Here is a 21259-nt window from a genome sequence, read left to right as displayed (position 1 = left end):
GCTAGCCCATGGGCCGCTCAGTGCATGGCGGCGGCGCTGGGCTCCTCTGCCTGGTCACCACTGCGCTCGGGCTTGCGCAGCCACCAGGTGCCGACGAACGCGAGCACGCAGACCGCCGCGGCGCACAGGAACGCCACCCGCGAGCCGGTGAGCATGGCGTGCGCGGAGTCCAGCCCCGTGACTTCCGCCACGCGCGCCTGGCTGGAGTAGATGGTGACGAACAGGGCGGTTCCGATCGCACCGGCGAGCTGTTGGACGGTGCCCACTGCGGCCGAGCCGTGCGGGTACAGCGGACGCGGCAGCGAGCCGAGGGCGCTGGTGAGCAGCGGCGTGAACATGAACGCGAAGCCGATGCTCATCGCGACGTGGCAGACCACGATGAACCACACCGGCGTCCCGACGGTGATCAACGAGAACAGAGCCAGCACCACGCCGATCAGCGCCGTGGCGGGCACGACCAGGGGGCGCGGGCCCACCTTGTCGTACAGCTTTCCGACGGTGGGGCCGAGCAGGCCCATCACCAGACCACCGGGCAGCATCATCAGTCCGACGTGGAGCGGCTCCATGCCGAGGGCGTCCTGCAGGATCAGCGGCAGCATGATCAGCGTCCCGAACATCGCCGCCATCGCGATGGCCACCACGACGACGGCGTTGCGGAACCCTGCGGTGGCGAACGTGCCGAGGTTCAGCAGCGCCTTGCCGGTGCGGGCCAGCCGCACCTGCCGCATCAGGAACAGCACCAGCGCGGCCAGACCGACCACCAGGACGATGACCAGTTGCAGCACCGGCACGCTCGGTTCGCCGAACAGGCTCAGGGAGTACACGAGTCCGCCGAAACCGATCACCGACAGGCCCACCGAGGGACCGTCGACGGGGACGCGGCGCGGCTCGTTCAGCGTCTCCAGCTTGGCGGCCCCGAGCGCCAGCAGCGCGATCGCCAGCGGGAGGATGATCCAGAACGTGGTGCGCCAGTCAGCCACCTGCAGCACGAGCCCGGACAGCGTCGGTCCCAGCGCCGGGGCAACGGCGATCACCATGGAGATGTTGCCCATCATGACGCCACGACGTTCCTCGGGGACCACCTCGAGCACCGTGGTCATCAGCAACGGCATCATCACTGCCGTACCGCTGGCCTGGACCACGCGGCCCGCCAGGACGATGCCGAACAGGGGGCCGATGGCCACGATGAAGGTTCCGATGATGAACAACGTCATCGCCAGCAGGAACACCCGCTTGGTGGAGAACCTCTCCAGCAACCAGCCCGAGACCGGGATGATGACCGCCATGGTGAGCATGAACGCCGTGGTCAGCCACTGGGCGGTGCGCTCGGTCACCCCCATGTCGTCCATCACCGCCTTGATGGCGATGTTGAGGGTGGTCTCGTTGAGGATGACTATGAACGCCGACACCAGCAGGATGGCGATGACGCCACGGGTCCTGGGGTCTAGACGGTTGTCTGCTCTGGTTTCGGGCATCGGCAATCCTCAGTTGCTCATCGACCAGTGCGGGTTTCACACAAGCTTGTAAACCCTACCCCCGCTGTCAAGTCCGTCCCAGCCGCAGCACTTGGTCACCCTCGCGCATGAGCAACCGTGCGAATGGGCCGTCGGAATCCGCGAGTGTGTTCGGCGCGCCCGCCTGGACACACCGGCCGCGGTCCAGCACGACGACGTGGTCCGCCGCCAGCGCCCTGGAGACCCTGTGCGTCACCTCGATGACAGTCGCCTCGGGCCTTTCCTCGCGCAGGGCCAGGGCGACGTCGTCGGCCAGTTCCTCGTCGAGGTGCGCGCTGTACTCGTCCAGCACGAACACCCGCGCCCGGGTCACGAGCGCACGGGCGAGTGCCAACCGGGCGCGCTGCCCGCCGGACCAGCGGCCGGCGTCCTCCCCGACGTGGGTGTCGTAGCCCTGGGGCAGTGACTCGACGTGTTCGCTGATCCGGGCGGCCCGGCAGGCCTCTCGGATGTCCTCGTCGCTTGCCTCCGGCCTCGCCAGGCGCAGGTTGTCCGCCACCGAGGCATTGAGCAGGAAGGGGCGCTGCGCCACGTGGGTGACGGCTGATCGGAGTTCCTGCAGCGCGAGACCGCGGACGTCGACGCCTCCGAGGAGGACCGCACCCTCGTCCGGGTCCGAGTAGCGCAGCACCAGTTGCGCCATGGTGGACTTGCCGGCACCCGAGGCACCCAGCAGGCAGGTGTGCAACCCGGCCGGGGCGACGGCGGTGACCTCCTGCAGCGCCGGCTCGCCGCGGCCGACACCATCGACCGGGTAGGTGTGGGTGAGCTCCCGCCACCGGACCTCGATGGCGCCCTGTGGGACGGCGACGGCCGACGGCGGTTCGGTCACCGACGCCGGGGTGTGGGTCAGCGTCCAGAGCCGTCGTGCCGAGGCGAAGGAGGCGTCGAGGTCGGTGACGAAGTCCTCCACGGCCTTGGTGACCTCGAACCCGCGCAGGGTGACGAGGGCCGCCGCGGCCACTGCGGCGGCTTCGCTCCCTTGGCCCAGCCCGACGAGGACCACCCCCACCACGGTTGCCATCGCGACGGTGATCGCAATCCCCCGCCTCAGCCCCGAGATGGCGGCGACGCGGCGTCCCAGCCGCAGCAGTTCCTCGCCCAGGCCACGGGCCCGACCGAGCCTGTCCGCCTGCAGGCCGTAACCCGTCACCTCGGTGGCGCCCAGGACGGAATCGGTGACGTCCTGGGTGAGGCGTCCCCGGAGCTCTGCCGTGCGGATGGCCGCTGCGGCCGCGGGACGGGCCCCGAATGCGGGCACGCACAGGCTGACCACGAACCCGATCCCCATCACGAGGGCAACGGCCGGGGACACCACCACCCCGATCACGATCGCCGCCACCAGCGGCGTCAGCACGGCGGTCACGGCAGGGGCGGCGGTGTGGGCGAAGAACACCTCGAGCCGGTTGACGTCCTTGGTGGCCCGCTCCAGGACGTCTCCCGCGCGCAGTCGTGTGCTGACGGCGGGCGCCTGCGGCCAGAGCTTGGAGAACAGGTCGCGCCGCAGCAACTCCAACGCCTTGAACGCGACGAGGTGCCCGAGGAACTGCTCGAGGTAGCGGCTCACCGCCTTCACCAGGCTGAGCAGCACCATCATCCCGGCGATCCCCCACAGGTCGAAGGCCTCCCCCGCCCAGCCGAGCACCAGGGCCGCACCCGCCCCGAACAGAGCCAGGCCGGCGAGCTGGTCCAGCATCCGGAACGTCGTGGACGCCATCAACGGGGCGAGTACCGGACGGGTGGTCGAGACCAGCCAGCGGGTCAGTACCGCACGATCCGGCCGGGTCGTTTCACGCATGGGTCACCTCCGCCAGTGTTCCGTCACGCAGTTCCCACACGGACTCGGCCGCTGCCGCGATGGCCGGGCGGTGGGTGGTCATGACGACGCTGCAGTCCGCGGGGAGACGCCGGAGCAGTTCCAGGATGATGGCCTCGGACTCGAGGTCGACGTGCGCGGTGGGTTCGTCGAGCAGCAGGAGTCGCCTCCCGGACAGGACTGCCCGCGCGAGCGAGATCCGCTGCGCCTGGCCCCCGGAGACGGCGTGCCCCCGTTCCCCGACCACGGTGTCGAGGCCCCGCGGGCTGCGGCGGACGAAGTCGGCAAGATCCACCTGCTCCAGTACGTCCCAGAGCTGGTCGTCGGTGGCCAATGGTGCTCCGAGCCGCAGGTTGTACGCCATGGTTCCGGTGAACAGCCACGTGGTCTGGGAAACCAGGGCGCTGGCGGCGCGGACATCGTCGCGGGTCCCGGCCGACGAGGCGATTCCGTCCACCACGATGCTGCCGCCGGAAGGCAGGACGTCGCCCTTCAACGCCCTGAGCAGCGTCGTCTTCCCGCCGCCCGAGGGGCCGACGACGGCCACCCGGCAGCCGGCCTCCAGCCGCAACCGTGCCTGGGAGACCACCGGGGCCGCGCCGTGACCCAACGAGGCGTCGACAACATCGACGACGGGCCCGGCACCCCGCCCGGTCGGCTGGGGTTCGGGTGTGGTGGACGCCGGAGGCGCCGCCGTTTCGTGGGCGAGGAAGCGCCTGATGGCGCGCTGGGAGGCCATCCCGGACATGCCGACGTAGAAGAACGACCCCACCCGGTCCAGCGGCTGGAGCAGCAGGATGGCGCACAGCACGACCGCGATGGCGTCGCCGGGGCCGATGGCGCCGGCGTCGAGGCGCCAGGCCGCCAGCACCACCGCTGACGTCACCACGCCGAGCGAGAAGACCGCATCGGTGACGAACAGCACCACCTGGTTGCCGGCCAGCAGCCGCATGGTCGCCCGCCGGTTGGCCTCCCCCACCCGGGCGAGGTCGGCCTCGACCCGTCCCGCCGCACCCAACAGGGTGATGGTCTCCAGCCCCTGGATGGCTTCGAGGTACCGGTCGGCGAGGTGTGCGCGGGCACGCCGCGAGCCTCCGGAAACCCTCCGGAAGGCCCTGCTGAACCCCAGCACCGTGAGCGGGATCAGTGGCAGCACGAGCGCCAGGGCTGCCGCCACCACCGGGTCGACTGCCACTGCCAGCAGCACCAGCACCGCGAGTGGTCCGAGGGCGGCCCCGAGCATCGGTCCGAGGAAGGTCTGGCGGTAGTTGGAGACGCGCTCGACGGATTCCGTCAGCAGTTCGACGGTGGCTCCGGCGGATTCGTGGTCCCGTTCCCCCGCGGAACCGTCCCACCAGCGCCGCAGCAGCCGTTCTCGCAGGGGGACCTCCTCCCGGCGGGCCCACGTCACCGAGAGCCACCCGGAGGCGACCTCGGCCCCCAGCGCCGATGCCGTGAGGCAGGCCAGCGTCAGGACCCGGCGGACGTCGGGGCCGGCGTCGAAGACCGTTCCGAGGACGACGAAGCTCCCCGCCGTGAGGAGTGCGGCGGCCACGGACAGCAGGAGGCTGGCCACGATCCATCGCCGGCCCGCAGCCGTGTCGACCGGTGGTCCCGGGTGTGCCCCGTGTCGGCGCTGGCGGCGGTGCACGTCAGCCGACCTCGGACAGGATGTCGATCACCGTGCGGTAGCCGACAGGGGTGCGGACGCCTGAGATGCCGGATGCGTCCGTCATCGGGACGAGGTGCACCCGGCCGGCCGCCACCGCCGGCACGTCGGCGAGTGCGGGGTTGGACAGGAGTTCCTCGAAGGGTGCGCGGCCCAGGCCCTGGAAGTCCTCGAGGATGATCACGTCGGGATTCGCGTGGAGGATGACCTCGGCGTCGACGGGGCGGGTCTGGGTGATGCCGATGGCGGAGGCGGCGTTGGTGCCGCCGGCCCGCTCGACCAGATGCGGCAGCATCAGGGAGTCATCCATCGCCATGACATTGCGGCCCCGGGCCATCAGCGCCAGCGTGGCGGGGCCGTCGTGCAGGTGCTGGGCATCCAGCTCGGCGATCCGCTCCTCGAACTCGATGCGGAGCGAGGCCGCGCGCTCCTCCTCGCCGAGCATGTCCCCGAGGGTGGTGATGGTCTCGGCGATGCCCTCAGGCGTGGCGAAGGCCGCAGAGTCCAGGTTGACGGTGGGCACCCCGGTGGCCTGCAACTGCTCTGCCGCGGCCTTCTCACCGCCGTGCCGAGCGGTGGAGACCACCAGGTCAGGCGCCAGGGACAGGATCTGTTCGGGGTCCGGGTCCGTCCCCGGCGGCAGCGTGTCGGCCACTTGCAGGGCGAGTTCGACGGCGGTGCCCGAGTGGGGCGACTGACTGCCGGCCGCGACGGCCGCCACCCGCTCCGGACCCGCAAGCAGCAGCACCAGGTCTGCCGCCTCGGAGGTGACCGCGACGATGCTCGCGGGCTCCTGCTCGATCGCGACCTCCCGGTCCCCGACCGCGACGGTGCGGGGCCAGCCCGCCTGGGCGGGTGCGGAGGCAGCGGCCGCCGGCGACGCCGGGGCGCCGGGGGTGTTCTCGTCGGCGGTGGCGCAACCGGTGAGGGCCAGGGCCAGCAGCGCCAGCCCTCCGGTGGCGCGGCTCAGCGCGGATGGTGTCTTCATGGGTTTCCTCTCGTTGGTTCTCAAAGTGGGGTGACCTGCAGGGTTCCGGTGGCGCGACTGGTGGAAACGTCCACGTCGACGCCGTAGGCGGGGCGGAGGTGGTGGGCGGTGAGGACGTGCTCGGGCGTGCCCTGGCAGTGGATGCGGCCGTCGACGACGAGGGTCAGCCGGTCACAGAACCTGGCCGCCAGAGTCAGGTCATGGAGTACCACCAGGACGGTTCGGGACGTCGCGGCAGCGTCGACCCAAGGGCGGAGCAGGCGCAGCACGTCAAGTTCGTGGCCGAGGTCCAGGGCGGAGATCGGCTCGTCCAGGAGGAGCACCGCAGCATCCTGTGCGATGGCGCGGGCGAGCATGGTGAGCTGCCGCTCACCGCCGGAGGTGCTGGTCACGGGACGACGGGACCAGGCGTCGGCACCGGTCAGCCGGAGGGCGTCGTCCACGGCACGTTCGTCGTCGACGCCGAGGGATCCGAAACGGCGAAGCCGTGCGTGGCGCGCCATCCGGACGAGCTCGCGGCCGTTGAAGTCGACCTCGAGGGCGGTGTCCTGCGCCAGGTAGGACAGCAGCCGCGCGCGGGCACGGAAGGGCATCCGGGCCAGCGCGTGGCCGTGCACGCTCACCTCGCCGGTGGCAGGCAGCAGCCCGAGGACCGCCTTGAGGAGGGTGGACTTGCCCGCCCCATTGGGCCCGATGAGTCCGTGCACCCGGCCCGGCTCGAAGTCCAACGCAGGCACGTCCAGCACCGTCCGACTCCCATGGGCGACGCGGACCCCGCGCAGGCTGACGGCGGGACCGGACGCAGGCTCGGGCGCGGCGCCCCTCACGCGGACCGCCTCCGGACGCGCACCACCAACACCAGCAGGAACGGTGCTCCCAGCAGCGCGGTGACGGTTCCGGTCTGCAGCGCCACCGGCTGGAGGACCAGTCTCGCCGCGGTGTCGGCGCCCAGCAGGAAGATGCCGCCGAGCAGGGCACTGGCCGGCAGCAGGATCCGGTGGTCGCCGCCCCACAGCAGCCGCACCAGGTGCGGCACGACGAGACCCACGAAGGAGATCACGCCGGTGACCGCCACGCCCGCCGCGGTGGCGAGGGCCGCGGCCGCCAGGACCACGTGCTTGACGCGGCGCACGTTCATGCCGGAGGTCTGGGCGGTGGCGTCACCCAGGGCCAGGAGGTTCAGGTCACGGGCATGGAACAGGATCACCGCCACCCCGAGCACCAGCGGCAGGATGGCCAGGCGGAGGTCGTCGAGAGTCCGCCCGGTGAGGTCGCCGTTCAGCCAGAACATGGCAGACCGCGCATCCTCGGCATTCACCGCGTTGGCCACGACCGCGCTGATGATGGCACCGAGGAAGGCGTTGAGGGCGATCCCGACCAGCAGGAGGGAAGCGGTGGAGTTGCCGCCCGCACCGAGGCCGACGGCCTGCACCACGAGCACGGCGAGCAGGGCACCGGCGAACGCCCCCACCGGCAGCAGCCAGGACGAGGACGACGCTCCGCCCGTGACGATCAGGATGACGGCGACGGTGGCCGCACCGGAGGACACACCAGTGATGCCGGGTTCGGCCAGTGGATTGCGGAAGACCGCCTGCATCGCGGCTCCCGCCACGCCGAGGCCCGCTCCCACCACCAGGGCCATCAGCACGCGTGGCACGCGCACCGCGGAGACCAGTGCGTCGACACCCTCGGCGGAGGACGATCCGGTGAGGAGTCTTCCGAGGGAGGCGAGCACGTCGCCCAGCGGCACCGCCACGGGTCCCGACGCGGCTGCCACGAGCAGGCACACGGATGCGGCGAGCCCCAGCATGGAAAGGATGAGCGGCCGGCGGCCCAGAGTTGTCGTCATCGGTGTCCTCTCGATTCCTCGACAACCTAACTCATAATGAGAATCATTCGCAACAAGGGGATCAGGATGGACGGAACCGGGCCCCGAACGATCCAACGTTCGGGGCCCGGTCCAGGCGTTTCAGGTGCGGGCTACTCGCCCACCGCGCGGGGACGGAACTCGTGCACCATGGCCTCGGTGTCCTCCATCTCGAGTTCTTCGACGTCGGAGCCGGGGCGGTCGGCGGTCGGCACCAGCGGCTGCTTGGCGACGACGGGCGCGGACAGGTCGATGGTGCGGACGGTCCGCGGCACGAGGGGCTTGGAGACGTAGGTGGGCGCGGTGACGGGGATGGGGTCCCACAGCGCGCCGGTGGTCTGTGGCGCGGACAGGTCCACGCGGATCTCGCGGGAGGTCTCGTCCTCCACCGGGGCCTGCAGGACAGTGGTGTCCTCGTCGCCGAAGCCCTCGTCCACCGAGGCGGCGCGGGCGGCGAACCGGCGGTGCATGGCGCCCACGCCGAGCCGGGAGACGACGACGAAGCCCAGCACCAGGCCGACGGGGACCAGGACGGCCCACCAGGGCAGATGGCCGAGGATCGCGACCACACCGACGACCAGCACCAGTGCGAGGAGCGCGAGCAGCGTGCGGCGACGACGCGTGGCCGCACTGGCGGCGAGCAGTCGGATCTCGGTGAGTTCGGCCCGACGGGTGAGCGGCGTGGAGACCTCTGCGGCGTCGGTGGTCTCCAGGTAGTCGGAGATGTCGCGGCGCAGGATGCGCATCGAGTCGGAGAACCGCTCGGTGGGATCCCCCTCGAGGACTTCAGGTGCGTCGCGGTGGGATGCCAACCAGGGCAGCCCGAACGCCAGACCTGCGATGACTAGGACACTGATGACGATTCCGGCGAGCACAAGCCCACCGTAAACAACATCCGTGTAATTAGGTAGATCAACTCGCGGTTGACCGCGAAAGATCCTCGGTCAGTCTTCCTCGAGGGGCCAGCACATGACCTGTTCGCCGGCCTTCACCAGGTCCGTGTCCTCGTCGAGGATGATCAGCGCGTTGCTCCGGGACAGCTCCGCCAGGGCGTGCGGGTCCGTGACCCGCTCCACGGTGCGGATGCTGGACTCGGAGAACAGCTCGCCGCGCAGCAGGTGGAGCTGTCCCTTGTGGGAGCGCAGTGTCGAGGACGCGATGGCGCGCACGGCGCGTCGCTTCTCGTTGGCACCCATCAGGCGACGGATCAACGGCCACACGAAGGTCTGGAAGGTGACGTAGGCCGAGACGGGGTTGCCGGGCAGCATCACCATCGGTACCTGGTCCTCGCCGATCAGGCCGAAGGTCTGGGTCCGGCCCGGCGACATCGCCACCTCCGCCGAGTCCACCAGGCCGAGTTCGCGCATCGCGTTGGCGACGGCCTCGTAGTCCTCGCGGTGGCCGCCGGTGGTCGAGACCAGCAGGTCCGCGCGGATCAGCTGGTCCGCGATGGCCATCTTGAGCTCCTGCGGGTCGCTGCTGTGCAACGCCACCCGGAACACCGTCGCACCGGCGGCACGTGCGGCCGCGGCGATCATGAACGAATTGGAGTCCGTGTTCTCGCCGTGGTGCACCTGGTCCCCGGGCTCCACCAGCTCGTGGCCGGAGCTGACCACCACGACGCGCGGGCGGGGCCGCACCAGGACCTTGTCGATGCCGGCGCTGGCGAGCATGCCGATGGCGCGGTCGTTGAGGCGTTCCCCCTCGCTCAGGAGGCGGGCGCCGACTGCCAGGTGCTCGCCTGCCGCGCGCAGGTACGCACCCTCCTCGACGACGTCGAGCAGCCTCAGCCCGTCGTCGGAGGCCTCGACGAACGTGGCCGGCAGCACGGCCGTTGCCCCCTTGGGGAGCACCGCGCCGGGCAGCACGCGGGCCGCCTCACCGGGCGCGAGCCGCTCCTCGGCATCCACCAGGCGCAAGGTCTCCACCATGGCGCCGTCGTCGTCGCGCAGGTCCGCGACCCGCACTGCGTAGCCCTCAACCTTCGCGGTGCTGTTGGGGGGCACGTTGATCATCGAGTTGATGTCCTCGCACATCACCTGGTCCCAGGCCTCCACCAGCGACATCCCGAACGGGCGCAGCGGCTCCACCAGCCCGAGCAGGTACTCGATGTGGTCCGCGACTGACCGGAGCCCGGCGTCGTCGACCGGGGGTGCGGGGGGAAGGCTGGGAGCCTCCTCCACCACTTCCTCGACGACGGGGGCGGGCTTCCTGCGACCGAAAAGAGCCATGCTGCCTACGATAGTTCAATGATCGCGGACCGCTCGAAGGACTCGCTGCGTCTGGCCATGGTGGCGGCGCGTTCCCGCTTGTCGGCCGCGCAGTGGGCTGGGGCCGACGCCGCGCGCACCGCGGCACTGCTGGCCGCGCTCCCGGTCGACGCCGCCGTCGTGGCGCTCTACGCCTCACGGCCGGCCGAACCCGGCACGGCGGGGCTGCTGGAGGCGCTGCTGGCGCAGGGTCGTGAGGTGCTGCTGCCGAAGTTGCGCCGCAGCCCGGACTGGGCGCGGTTCGGCGGCGCGGCGGAGCTGGTCCCGGGGTGGGCCGGGATCCCCCATCCGCCGGGGCCGGCGCTGGGCCCGGCCGCGCTGGGCCGGGCCGACGTCGCCGTGGTCCCCTGCCTGGCCGTCGGACGCGACGGCAGCAGGCTGGGCACCGGGGGCGGCTGGTACGACAGGGCGTTGCCGCACCGCCGCGAGGGCGTCCCGGTCTGGGCGCTGGCGCGGGCCGACGAGGTGCTCGACGGGGTGCCGACGCTCCCCCACGACATCCCAGTGGACGCCGTGGTCACCGAGGCCGGGTTCGAGGCGCTGGGTGGAGGCCTCAGGCCATCTCCTCCACCAGGCTGGTGGCCAACTGGACCAACTCCTCCTGCGTGACCTCGATCCTGTCCGGCCTCGCCCACACCTGGAAGCCGTGACCGAACGCCCAGACCGTCTCCCTGCCCTCGCCCTCGTGCGCGACGACGAGTCCACGGGACTCCAGGTCCGGGGCCTCGATGCGTTGCAGGGTGAGCATGTCCAGCGTGGCCTGGTCCGGCACGTCGCCACCCAGCGTCCAGTACTGGATGTTGATCTGCAGCGAGTCGCTGTCCCCTTCCAGGCCCCACAAGCAGTTGGTGACCTCTTCGAGCGAGTCGCCGAACAGGACCGTGAGGCCCGCGCGGGTGCGGATGTCCTCGGTGGCCGCGAGCACGGCCTCGTCCTCGCACTGCAGCAACGCCCCCGCAGAACCGGCTCCCTCGTCGGCCGCTTCGGTGGGCTGGGAATCCGGCGTGGCCTCCACCGGCTCCTGCTCGTCGGCGGTCTGCGCCTGCGTCGGCGGCTCGACCGGATCCACCGAATCCGCGCCCTCGCCGCCGCATGCCGTCATCGCCAGAGCCAGCACCGCGCCGATGCCTGCCGTCAGAGTCCTCTTCATCCCCATCCCCATCCATTTGCTGTTTGACAAGCGGCGCACCCCTTGCGCCGGTTGCAGATCGTATCGGGACACGGGGGCATGGATGGCTCTGTCTTGGGGGAATGCGGCGGGCGGCTTATCATGTCTGGAGTCCCCTTCGCGAAAAGAGACAGCCGTATGCCCACCTACCAGTACCGTTGCACCGCCTGTGGCGAAGATCTCGAGATCTTCCAGAAGTTCACCGACCCCTCGCTGACGGTGTGCCCGTCCTGCGACGGCGAACTGCGCAAGGTGTTCAACGCGGTGGGCGTCGTGTTCAAGGGATCCGGCTTCTACGCCACCGACTCGCGCAAGTCGAACAGCGCCAGCACCCCGGCCGCGAAGTCGGAGTCGTCCTCCTCGGACAGCGGCTCGTCGTCGTCCTCAGCCTCCAGCAGCTCGCCCGCCCCAGCCGCTTCCTGACCCCCGGCAGAGGGGTTGCCTGTGGACAATGACGCATCGGGCATCCCGACTACCAGAGTGTGGGTATGGAGTTCCCACACAAGCTGAGACAGTTCGTCGCCTGGCACCGCCGCGCCCTCGCCGCCGCGCTCGCCGGGCTCGGCGTCCTGTTGCTGGCCACCCAACTCGCCCCCAGCACCCCACCCGGCACCGACGTCGTGGTCACCACCCGCGCAGTCGCCGCCGGTGCCGTCCTCACGGAGGCGGACCTGCAGGTGGTCGCCCTTTCCCCTGACGCACTCCCGGAGGGCGTGCTGCCCTCGCTCGACGACGTGGTCGGCGCCACCGCCGGTTGGCGCCTGGGCGCCAACACCGTCGTCCAGTCGGGAATGCTGGCCACCACCACTGACCTGGCCGCCGGGCGGGCCCTGGTGCCGATCGCGATCCCGGACGACCAACTCGTCGATCTGCTGGCCCCCGGGAGCCGGGTGAGCCTCGTGTTCGCGGGCGAGGCCTTCGAGGTGGTGACCGACGACGCCCGGGTGGCGGCCCTGCCGGCCAGGACGGAGAGCACGGGACTGAGCGTGGGCACGGGTCGGGCGCCGCTGGTCCTGGTGGACGTGCCCTCCGAGATCGCCCCTACGGTGGCCGCCCTCGGCCAGAGGGGAGAGCTGAGCGTGATCCTTGGTTCCGCCTGACCGGCCGCGCCTACCGCGGGACGGGACCCTGATGTGGTTAGTATCGCGTGGTCTCGGGCAACCCCACCCGGGCGGAAACCGAAAGTGAGAAACATCATGAAGGGCTTCAAGGAATTCCTGCTCCGCGGGAATCTGATCGAGCTTGCCGTCGCCTTCATCATGGCGACGGCGTTCGCAGCCGTGGTGACGGCATTCACCCAGATCATCGTCGACCTCATCGGCCTGGCCGGTGGCATGCCGGACTTCAGCAACGCCACGGTCGGTGGCATCAACGTCGGTGTCTTCCTGACAGCACTGATCGCCTTCATCATCATGGCGGCCATCGTCTACTTCGGCATCGTCCTCCCCTACAACAAGCTGCGTGAGCGCTTCGAGAAGGCCGAGGAAGAGGAGGCGGACGCCACCCCGACGTCCGAGGAACTGCTCGTCGAGATCCGCGACCTGCTGCGCGAGCAGCGCAACCGCTGAGCACCACCCTCTGAACCATGAACGGGGCGCCACCGCTGGGTGGCGCCCCGTTCCTCGTCCCGGGACGTTGCCGGGCTCAGCCCCAGTGCGGGGGCCTGTCGGCCATCAGCCGCTGTTCGTCCCGGTTGGGTTTCCGGTCCTGGGCCGGCGGGGTCGGGGTGCGGCCGCTGAGGCCGAGCAACTCCCGGAGCTGGGTCAGCTGCGCGTGGAAGCGGGCGAACCCGAACCGGCGCAACTCCTCCACCTCCACGGGGAACGGCCACGGCTCGCGGGCGGCCATTCGCGCACGGCGCAGTTCGGCCAACCTGTTGGCGTCCCACCCGAGGGCGGCCAGTTCGGCCGCGAGCGCCGTCGGTTCGGTGGCGGTGAGCGGGAGCTCGTGCCCCGTCAGCGCCCTGCCGAGTTGGACGGGCTCACTCACCGACGGTGGCGCCGTCCTCGATCGTGCCGCCCTCACCTGCGAGTTCCGCGGCGCCGACCACCCGCACGTCGCGCCCGAAGGTCCAGTCGCCGCGGACCTTGAACGACGTCGCCTCGCGCAGCGAGAGCTGGTGCGGGATCCGCTCGGAGAACTTGTCCACGAGCTTGTAGTGCTTCGAGTCGAGATCGATCTCCGGAGTGGACTTCGTGGTGGCCGCGAGGCGGCCGTCCTGGCCGAGGTCGTAGACGTCGGAGCGCAGCAGCAGGAGTTCGTTGGTGGTCTTCACCGGCTGGAACCGGTCGCGGCCCACGCAGATCGCCGTCGCGCCCTCGAACACCTCGATGGCGGCACCCATGGCAGTCTCGATCTGGATCACCGGCGTGGAGGACGAGTCGCCCGGGTCCACGGTCTTCTCGTTGCGGATCATCGGCAGGCCCAGCACGGACTCACGCTCGACGAGGGTGTCGCGCAGCTTCTGCAGGTCGAACCACAGGTTGTTGGTGTGGAAGAACGGGTGGCGGTGCTCGTCGGTGAAGTAGTCCATCTCCTCCGGCGCGGTCTGGGCGGTGTCGCGCAGGATGAGCTGGCCGTCGGCCTTGCGGATGGCCAGGTGGCCGCCCTTCTTGTCGTTGATGGTGCGGCGGCACAGCTCGGCTGCGTACGGGGCGCCGGAGGCGGCGAACCAGCCGGCGATCGTCGCGTCCGGGGCGGCGCCGAGATTGTCGCCGTTGGAGACGCACGCGTAGCGGAAGCCGGCGGCGAGGAGTTCGTCGAGGACACCGGAGCCTTCGAGTGCGGTGTACAGGTCGCCGTGGCCGGGCGGGCACCACTCGAGCGTCGGGTCCGCCTCCCAGGTGACCGGGGTCAGGTCGTCGGCGCGCAGCTTCGGCTCCTGGTTCTGCACGAACGTGAGCGGCAGCCCGTCGACGGCGAGGTCCTCGTAGCGGGCCAGGTGCGCGAGGGTGTCCTCGTCGGTGCGGAACGACGTCATGAACAGCAGCGGCAAGCGCGCGTCGTAGGTGCGGCGGGCGGAGCGGACCTGCGCGACGATCAGGTCCAGGAAGTTCTTGCCGTCGCGCACCTCGAGCAGGGTCTTGGCACGGTCCAGACCCATCGACGTACCGAGACCGCCGTTGAGCTTCACGATGACGGTCTTGCCGATCGCGTCGGCGGCCGCCTCGTCGGAGATGTCGACGTCCGCCAGCATCGGCGGGTCGAGCAGCGGTGTGATGCTGTCCTCGCGGATCAACCCGGTCTCACCCGAGGTGAGCAGCTTGTAGTAGTGCGAGAACACCTCGATGGCGGGCTTGGCCACCCCGGCGGCCTGCATCTTCTCCCGTGCGGCGGCGAGACCTGCTTCGGACACGATCTTTCCCTTCGTCGACTTCGCCACCGATCCTATCGACGCGCCCGGCACCCCAACCACCCGAGCGTCGCCTCAGCTGCCCAACCGCGGGAACGGCTCCAGGGAGAAGATCACCTCGACGGGCACCTCGAAGTAGCCCGCGATCCGCAGGGCGATCTCCAGCGAGGGGCTGTACTCGCCCCGCTCGAGGTAGCCGACGGTCTGGTAGTGCACGCCGAGGGCGTCGGCCAACTGCCGCCGGGAGATGCCGCGCTCGGCGCGCAGCATGGCGATGCGGTTGTGGACGTTGTCGTTGACGGTGGGACTCATCGGGAGCTCAGTATCCCCGACTCAGGACCCGCTCGCGCGCCTCGGCGACGGCGCTGCCGGAGGTCTTGCGGGCCATCCGGCGCAACAGCATCGGCGCCAGCACCATCCCGACGACGGCCCAACCCGCGAGCACCAGCACCATCAGCGGTGTCCGCCAGCTGCCGCCCACCTCGAGGGCCATGGCGGCGTCGTCGAGCAGGACGGTGCGGATCCCCAGGCCGATCCAGTAGTGCGGGGTGAACTGTCCGATCACCTGGAGCGCTCCCGGCAGGGCGGTCAGCGGGTAGAACAAGCCGGCGACGGCGGCCATCGCATACAGCAGCAGGCTCGCCACGCCGAGTCCGAGCGCGGACCGGAAGATGGACCCCATCACGGCGCCCCAGGGCAGCATCGCCGCGGTGGCCAGGGCGTAGACGAGCAGGAACAGCAGCCAACTCAGCGGGTCGGTGGGCAGCAGACCGGGCAGGATGATGGCGGCCCCCAGCACCAGCGGGACCACGGGGATGGCGGTGTCCACCACGGCGACGACGAACTTCGCCAGCAGGTGCCCCAGCACCCCGTTGGGCACGGCCTTGGCACGCATCAGGGTCCCGTCCTCGCGCTCCTGCTGGATCTCGGCCGAGACGCCCAGCGCGGCACCGGCGATGAGGCTGAAGGCGAGCATTCCGGAGAACACCCATGCGGACACGGGCACGGTGCCGTCGATCACGGTGTCACGGACGAACCACAGCACCACCAGCACGATCAGGGGGAAGATCATCAGCGAGATGCCGGTGGGGCTGACGTACTTGCGCCACAGGGTCACCTTCGCCTGGCCCCAGGCGGCCCTGAGCAGTGCGGAACGGCGGTTCATCACGCCACCTCCTTGATGGATTCGATCTGGGAGAGGTCCTCGCCCGCCTCGGCCATGCGGATGATGTTGAGGTAGGCCTCCTCGAGCGAGGCCGGCCGCACCTCGAGGACCTCGACCTCGCCCGGGCGGGTGGTGAGTTGCTCAGTGAGCCACGCCGTCGGGTCCGGGGTGGAGTGGACGGCCACGCGCCCCGTCGCGCGGTCCCGGATGCGGACCTCGTTGGTGCGGGAGAACCCGAGCCGGAGTTCGTCGGGGGTGCCGTCGGCGATGATGCGTCCGGCGGCGAGGATCAGGATCCGGTCGGCCACCTTCTCCGCCTCGTCGAGATCGTGGGTGGTCATCAGGATGGTGGTGTCAAGGTCTGCGACGTCGCCCAGCAGGTCGTGGATGTCCCGGCGACCCTTCGGGTCGAGACCGGTGGTGGGTTCGTCGAGGAACAGCAACTCGGGGCGCCCCACCAGGCCGACCGCGACGTCGAGCCGACGACGTTGCCCGCCCGAGAGCTTGTCGATGCGTTGCCTGCGTGACTCCCCCAGCCCGACCCGCTCCAGCAGCTCGTCCGTGGGCCACGGCCGCACCACCTGGTCGGTGGCGTAGGGGGCGTAGTAGGCGGCGATCACCTCGAGCAGTTCGTGGACGCGCCAGCGGGCGTGGTCCCGCCAACTCTGCAACACGATCCCCACCCGCGCCTTCCATGCCTCCCCCGCCTTGACGGGGTCCGCGCCGAGCACCTCCACCCGGCCGCCGCTGGGGCGCCGGATGCCCTCGAGGATCTCGACGGTGGTGGTCTTGCCTGCACCGTTCGGCCCGAGCAGCGCCACCACCTGGCCTCGAGGGACCTCCAGGTCCAGACCGTCCAGGACGAGCTTCTGGCCGTAGGCCATCGTCAGTCCCTCGCAACTGATCACGGGATGCTGAGCAGTATCCATAGTCACGAATGTAGCAGTCCTACTACATTGTGTCGATGGGGTGTTGCGGTCAGCTCTCGGTGACCTCGACGATGCCGTGGGCGCCGCGCTCGGCGTCGACCATCACGTGGTTCACCACGCTGTAGTGGCCGGCCTCGGGGAACTCGAGCTCGACGAACCCGCCCTGGGCGGCCTGCAGGTCCAGCGCCTGCGAGCCGCCGCCCGACTCGCCGAACGCATCCACGCCGTCGCGCAGGAGGTAGGCGCCCTCCTTGTAGACGGTGTCGAACTGGGCGCCGACGACGTGGAACGAGATCGGGCGGTTGGGACCGGCCGAGAGCACCCAGAACCGGACCCGCTCCCCCACCGCGGCCGTGAACGGCTCCTGGCGGTACTGGTTGGCGATGCCGTTGAACACGACGAAGCTGGGCTCCTCCGCGGCGACGGCGTCAGCGTTCACCTCGGTGGCCTCCTCGGGCGTGGTGGCGGCCGAGTCCAGGAACACCTCGGACTGGACCACCACGTACTCGTGGTCCACCTCCGGCAACCCCTCGGCCGGTTCGATGATGACCGCGCCATGCATGCCGGCGGCGATGTGGGAACTCATGGGCATCGTCGAGCAGTGGTACATCCAGATGCCCGCCCGCTCGGCCGTGAACCGGTAGACCAGCGACTCGCCAGGAGCGATGGTGCGCATCGGCTCGTCGGGCGCGAGGTTGCTGGCATGGAAGTCGATCGAGTGCCCCATGGTGCCCTCGTTGACGAGGGTGACCTCGAAGACGTCACCCACCCGGCCGTGCAGCGTCGGGCCCACGCCCTGCCCGTTGAACGTCCAACGGGTCTGCCAGATGCCGGGGGCCACCTCGAGCGGCACCTCGGTGACGGTGAAGGTGACGCGATGGACGGTCTCCTCCCCCGGAGGTGCCTGCAGCGGCTCCAGCACCGGGTCGACGACGTGGCCGAGTTGCGCGTCGGGGTCGACGTGCACGCCGCCGTCATCGTGGCTCGGCTCGGCACTGGGGGCCGCCGTGCCCGGCGCACCCTCCACGACGACGGTGAAGGTCATGCCCATCTGGCGGTGCCCCACCACCGTGCACCAGCCCTCGACGGTGGCGCCGACGACGCCGAGGTCCAGTTCGGCGGTCTCACCGTGGGCGAGGCGTTCGGTGCGCTGGTCGCCGACGGCGAGGTCGTGGATGTTGGTGGGGTCGGTGTTGACGAGTTCGATGATGACGTGATCGCCGGGGCTGACCGTCACGGAGTTGGGTTCGAAGGCCATGTCGACGGCCTCCACGCGCACCCGGACGGTCTCGCCGCTGGGCACCACTTCCTCCGACGAGACGGCCACGGACTCCCCGAGCCCGACGGCTCCCGGGTCCGCGCCGACGCCGATGGTGATGGCCAGGGCCAGCGCAGCGACACCGGCGACGAAGCCACTGCCGGTGAACGCGCTCGGCCGCTCGGCGTCGTCGGCGGGCTCGCCGGCGGCCAGGCGGCGCTTCTCCTTCACCGACGCCGCGATGCCCGCGAACATCAGCGGCAGGAACGTCGCGAGCGCCACGAGCACCAACACGGACAGGGTCACTCGCACCCACGGGACCAGCGGGAACAGCCACAGCACCAGCCCGACGTTGATGACGACGAGGCGGGCTCCGGCGAACCTGTCGAACTTCGCGGCAGCCTTGCGCACCACGCGCGGCCCACCGCCCATCACCGACGGCATCAGGTAGCTGAGCGCACCGGTCACGAGCTGCAGGGCGAACCCGACCACCCAGATGGAGGCCACCATCGGGTACCCCTCGGCCAGGCCCTTGTCGTCGGTGCGCAGCACGTGCAGGGCGGTGGCGACGATGGCCACGCACGCCCAGACGCAGGCCAGCCCGATGGATGCGGGCGCGAACTCGCGGGGCAGCTTGCGGCGCAGCGGACCCCACAGGCACCGGCCCCAGAACACCAGCGCCCCGGCGTAGACGAACAGGCCCAGCACGGAGACGAGCCGCAGTCCGGTGAGGGAGCCGGCGGCGACGACGGCGATGCCGCCGATGAGGATGGGCAGCGCCTGCTTGGCGAGCCGCTCCGCACGGTCGTCCATCCGGGTGCGCAGCACGGTGGGCCAGAACGTGACGAGGGTGCCCACCACGGTCAGGCCGAGCCAACCGAGGATGTTGGTCATGGTGTGGGCGACGAGCAGCCGGGCGTGCCAGGCGTCGTCGAGCCCCAGCGCCAGCGCAGCGCCGAAGCCGCCACCGACCGGCAGGCAGCAGGCGGCGGCGATGTAGTAGCGGATGCAGATGCGGAACCGGCCGGGCAGGGCTCGGCGCAGGTCGCGCACCAGTTCGATGCCGTGCCACACGACGGCGATTCCGACGGCCACCGCGCCGACGAGCGTTAGCGCCCAGATGGTGGAGGGCACTCCGATGAACACCAGCAGGGAGCCGATGCCGAGCAGGCCGAGCCGGACGGAGGAGCGGGTGGCTGCGGCGTCGTCGGGCCGGGTCTTCAGCAGTGCGGCGGTGAAGTGCGCGCTCCAGGTCATGACGGCGTGGGTCATGACGCCGAGTCCGACGAGGTGGATCATCAGCCAGGTGGCCTCGGGGACCGAGCGGTGGATGACGGCGATCACGACGGCCGCCACCATCCAGACCACCACGGGGATGTCGCGCATGATGCGCATGCCCCGGCTCATGCCTTCACCACCGAGAACACCACGCTCGCGGCGAACAGCAGCAGTGAACTGACGGTCACTATGCCTCCAGTCTTGAACAGTGCGTCGATTCCGGTCAGGTCACCGAGCGCGCGGACCACCATGCCGCCGTGCAGCACCGCGAGCGGCACCCACATGACCGGCCGGTACGGCAGCGGGCGGCCGAGGACGGTGGGGAAGATGATCGGCGCGTGGGCGATGATCATCGAGAGCCCGAAGCCCAGGAACACGCCGTGGATGGTGATGTCATAGGCGCCGCGGCCCGTGGGTTGGCCGACGACGAGCCACACGATACCGGCCACCGCCAGCCAGAAGTTCCCGGCCAACAGGGCGGCCGCATTGAACCGGCGCAGACCGTCGGTGCGCACCATCCGGCGCCCGACGTCGTCGCGGATCAGCCACAGGGCGGTCAGCAGACAGGCGGCACCGAAGACCCGGCCGGCCACGTGCGGGACGACGACGGCCAGGCTCGCGGACAGTGACAGTACGCAGGCCATCACCAGCAGGGTGGGGATGGCGCGTTTGCCCATCGTCAACTGGGCGAGTTCTGCCCGCTCGGCGGCGATGGTGATGACGAGGAAGGCCGCCAGCAACGGGATGAGCGCGGCGATGTCCACCACCAGCCACAGCCCCGCCGCGAGCGCGGCCATGAACGCCCCGAGCACCTGTGCCGCCACCAACCCCAGCGGCGCGCGCAGCCACAGCGCCAGCATCAAGGCCACGAAGGCGAGGGTGCCGTCGAAGAGCAGCAGTTTGCCGAGGGCCTGCGGCACTCCGACCACCAGCAGGATCGACCCCAGCCCGAGGAGTCCGGGAGCGAGGTAGGCCAGCGGGTTGCGCAGGGCCTGGGCGCGTTCGAGCGAGATCAGCGTCCCCATGAACCCGAGCACCATGACGGGCCCGTGCAGGTCACCGACCCGCTCGGAGGCCACCGGTGCCCAGACGCCGAGCCTCACCAGGGCCGCGTTGAGCCCAGACAGCATGGACAATCCGCCCAGGACGATGAGGAGCGTGCGCCAACCGCGGGCGATCCGACCGGGGTCAGTGGGTGTGGGGCGTTCCCGTTGCGTGGTCGTGCTCATGGGTGCGACGGTCGATCTCCTGCCACTCGTCCCCGTCCAGTCCGGAGGCAGCGGCAGGGAACAGCCCGTTGTCCTCCTTGTCGATGTGGTTTCGCAGTTCATGCTCCAGGGTGTCCATCAGGGAGTGGTCACCGGCGACGATGGCCTCGAGCAGGTCATCGAGGCTGCGGTGCTCGCCGCAGAGCACCTGGATGTGGTCATGGAACTCCTCGCGGCGCCCCATGATGTTGAACAGGCCCACCTCCTCGGACTTCGTGTGAGGTCCGAGGAGGTTGGCGAGTTCGTGCGCGTGCGTCCTGATCGTGGTGTCATCGCCTGTTGCCACCACAGACTTCAGGCGGCCACAGGAGTTGATGATCTCCACGTGCTCTTCCATGTAGCGACCGATCACCTCGATCGAATCACACCCGCAGTAGGAGCACATCAGGCGCGGGCCAGCTTCAACTTCCAGGCGTCGGGTCCCTGCTGGACGTAGCTGACGGCGATGGCATCCCCGTGGTGCTCGGCAATCTGCGCGAGCAGCGGCTTGGGATCGTGTGGGGCGACGAGGACGAACGCGGCGCCGGGGCGCAGCGAGTCGACGACGCCGTGGATGGCGGCGTGGCGGATGGCGTGCGGGATCACGCGGGCGTCCAGTTCGGGGAGCGCCTCGTCGTGTCCTCCGCAGCCGCAGGACGATGTCTTTTCGGTGATGGTCAGTTCAGTCACGTGGCGAACATTACTACAAGTTTGTTGTACAAAAGTGTATGGTGGGCC

The 21259-nt window shown here is 70.2% G+C and carries 22 protein-coding genes; 4 read left to right on the top strand and 18 right to left on the bottom strand.

The annotated features are described in order from the left end of the window. Positions 1–17 precede the first annotated feature (17 nt). The 8 genes from ACYU7G_RS11100 to ACYU7G_RS11065 all read right to left on the bottom strand — a co-directional run bounded on the left by ACYU7G_RS11100 (position 18) and on the right by ACYU7G_RS11065 (position 10085). Positions 18–1475 (bottom strand): MDR family MFS transporter, encoded by a 1458-nt coding sequence (locus tag ACYU7G_RS11100; RefSeq protein ID WP_461107776.1) that lies wholly within the window; start codon positions 1473–1475, stop codon positions 18–20. Between the two features lie 67 nt (positions 1476–1542). Further along, complete coding sequence (locus ACYU7G_RS11095) at positions 1543–3312, bottom strand: amino acid ABC transporter ATP-binding/permease protein (protein WP_461107774.1); 1770 nt, start codon at positions 3310–3312, stop codon at positions 1543–1545. Then, the gene (locus tag ACYU7G_RS11090; protein ID WP_461107772.1) at positions 3305–4906 is read right to left on the bottom strand and encodes an ATP-binding cassette domain-containing protein; all 1602 of its coding nucleotides are present in this window, start codon (positions 4904–4906) and stop codon (positions 3305–3307) included. Before ACYU7G_RS11090 ends, ACYU7G_RS11095 begins: the two co-directional genes overlap by 8 nt. A gap of 76 nt (positions 4907–4982) precedes the next feature. Further along, positions 4983–5987: an ABC transporter substrate-binding protein gene (locus tag ACYU7G_RS11085; protein ID WP_461107770.1), complete on the bottom strand. Its 1005-nt coding sequence runs from the start codon at positions 5985–5987 to the stop codon at positions 4983–4985. A 20-nt stretch (positions 5988–6007) separates the two neighbouring features. After that, positions 6008–6814: an ABC transporter ATP-binding protein gene (locus ACYU7G_RS11080; protein WP_461107768.1), complete on the bottom strand. Its 807-nt coding sequence runs from the start codon at positions 6812–6814 to the stop codon at positions 6008–6010. After that, positions 6811–7836 (bottom strand): FecCD family ABC transporter permease, encoded by a 1026-nt coding sequence (locus tag ACYU7G_RS11075; protein ID WP_461107766.1) that lies wholly within the window; start codon positions 7834–7836, stop codon positions 6811–6813. Before ACYU7G_RS11075 ends, ACYU7G_RS11080 begins: the two co-directional genes overlap by 4 nt. A 131-nt stretch (positions 7837–7967) precedes the next feature. Continuing rightward, a complete protein-coding gene (locus ACYU7G_RS11070; protein ID WP_461107764.1) occupies positions 7968–8729 on the bottom strand; it encodes a hypothetical protein in 762 nt (253 codons plus the stop codon). Between the two features lie 69 nt (positions 8730–8798). After that, positions 8799–10085, bottom strand: coding sequence for a molybdopterin molybdotransferase MoeA (locus tag ACYU7G_RS11065; RefSeq protein WP_461107762.1), 1287 nt, complete (start codon positions 10083–10085; stop codon positions 8799–8801). 18 nt (positions 10086–10103) lie between these two features. Between ACYU7G_RS11065 and ACYU7G_RS11060 the strand changes: the two genes are divergently transcribed. After that, positions 10104–10733, top strand: a complete 630-nt coding sequence (locus ACYU7G_RS11060; protein ID WP_461107760.1) for a 5-formyltetrahydrofolate cyclo-ligase — start codon at positions 10104–10106, stop codon at positions 10731–10733. Here the strand turns inward: ACYU7G_RS11060 and ACYU7G_RS11055 are convergent. Further along, complete coding sequence (locus tag ACYU7G_RS11055) at positions 10678–11274, bottom strand: hypothetical protein (protein ID WP_461107758.1); 597 nt, start codon at positions 11272–11274, stop codon at positions 10678–10680. The two genes, ACYU7G_RS11060 and ACYU7G_RS11055, sit on opposite strands and share 56 nt — an antisense overlap. A 156-nt stretch (positions 11275–11430) precedes the next feature. Here ACYU7G_RS11055 and ACYU7G_RS11050 point away from each other — a divergent pair, with 156 nt between their 5' ends. The 3 genes from ACYU7G_RS11050 to mscL all read left to right on the top strand — a co-directional run bounded on the left by ACYU7G_RS11050 (position 11431) and on the right by mscL (position 12860). Beyond that, positions 11431–11715, top strand: coding sequence for an FmdB family zinc ribbon protein (locus tag ACYU7G_RS11050; protein ID WP_461107756.1), 285 nt, complete (start codon positions 11431–11433; stop codon positions 11713–11715). 65 nt (positions 11716–11780) lie between these two features. Further along, positions 11781–12392 (top strand): SAF domain-containing protein, encoded by a 612-nt coding sequence (locus tag ACYU7G_RS11045; protein ID WP_461107754.1) that lies wholly within the window; start codon positions 11781–11783, stop codon positions 12390–12392. 96 nt (positions 12393–12488) lie between these two features. Further along, positions 12489–12860: a large conductance mechanosensitive channel protein MscL gene (gene mscL, locus ACYU7G_RS11040; protein WP_461107752.1), complete on the top strand. Its 372-nt coding sequence runs from the start codon at positions 12489–12491 to the stop codon at positions 12858–12860. Between the two features lie 76 nt (positions 12861–12936). Here the strand turns inward: mscL and ACYU7G_RS11035 are convergent, their stop codons facing one another. The 9 genes from ACYU7G_RS11035 to ACYU7G_RS10995 form a co-directional block, all read right to left on the bottom strand. After that, positions 12937–13281 carry a hypothetical protein gene (locus tag ACYU7G_RS11035; RefSeq protein ID WP_461107750.1) on the bottom strand — a complete coding sequence of 115 codons (345 nt, stop codon included), beginning with the start codon at positions 13279–13281 and terminating at the stop codon, positions 12937–12939. After that, complete coding sequence (locus ACYU7G_RS11030) at positions 13274–14647, bottom strand: UTP--glucose-1-phosphate uridylyltransferase (RefSeq protein WP_461107748.1); 1374 nt, start codon at positions 14645–14647, stop codon at positions 13274–13276. Before ACYU7G_RS11030 ends, ACYU7G_RS11035 begins: the two co-directional genes overlap by 8 nt. Positions 14648–14719: 72 nt before the next feature. Beyond that, positions 14720–14956: a helix-turn-helix transcriptional regulator gene (locus ACYU7G_RS11025; protein WP_461107746.1), complete on the bottom strand. Its 237-nt coding sequence runs from the start codon at positions 14954–14956 to the stop codon at positions 14720–14722. 7 nt (positions 14957–14963) lie between these two features. Continuing rightward, complete coding sequence (locus ACYU7G_RS11020; RefSeq protein WP_461107744.1) at positions 14964–15809, bottom strand: ABC transporter permease; 846 nt, start codon at positions 15807–15809, stop codon at positions 14964–14966. After that, positions 15809–16738, bottom strand: a complete 930-nt coding sequence (locus ACYU7G_RS11015) for an ABC transporter ATP-binding protein (RefSeq protein ID WP_461107742.1) — start codon at positions 16736–16738, stop codon at positions 15809–15811. The genes ACYU7G_RS11020 and ACYU7G_RS11015 overlap by 1 nt, the downstream gene beginning before the upstream one ends. 49 nt (positions 16739–16787) lie before the next feature. Further along, positions 16788–19391 carry a multicopper oxidase domain-containing protein gene (locus ACYU7G_RS11010; RefSeq protein WP_461107740.1) on the bottom strand — a complete coding sequence of 868 codons (2604 nt, stop codon included), beginning with the start codon at positions 19389–19391 and terminating at the stop codon, positions 16788–16790. An 8-nt stretch (positions 19392–19399) separates the two neighbouring features. Further along, on the bottom strand, positions 19400–20503 hold the full coding sequence (locus ACYU7G_RS11005; RefSeq protein ID WP_461107738.1) for a hypothetical protein: 1104 nt from the start codon (positions 20501–20503) through the stop codon (positions 19400–19402). Continuing rightward, positions 20463–20879: a hemerythrin domain-containing protein gene (locus ACYU7G_RS11000; protein ID WP_461107736.1), complete on the bottom strand. Its 417-nt coding sequence runs from the start codon at positions 20877–20879 to the stop codon at positions 20463–20465. Before ACYU7G_RS11000 ends, ACYU7G_RS11005 begins: the two co-directional genes overlap by 41 nt. 47 nt (positions 20880–20926) lie before the next feature. Then, on the bottom strand, positions 20927–21211 hold the full coding sequence (locus ACYU7G_RS10995; protein ID WP_461107734.1) for a DUF2249 domain-containing protein: 285 nt from the start codon (positions 21209–21211) through the stop codon (positions 20927–20929). Positions 21212–21259: the final 48 nt, after the last annotated feature.

The sequence above is a fragment of the Tessaracoccus terricola genome (assembly GCF_054776555.1).
This window is presented reverse-complemented; position numbering and strand designations above follow the sequence as displayed.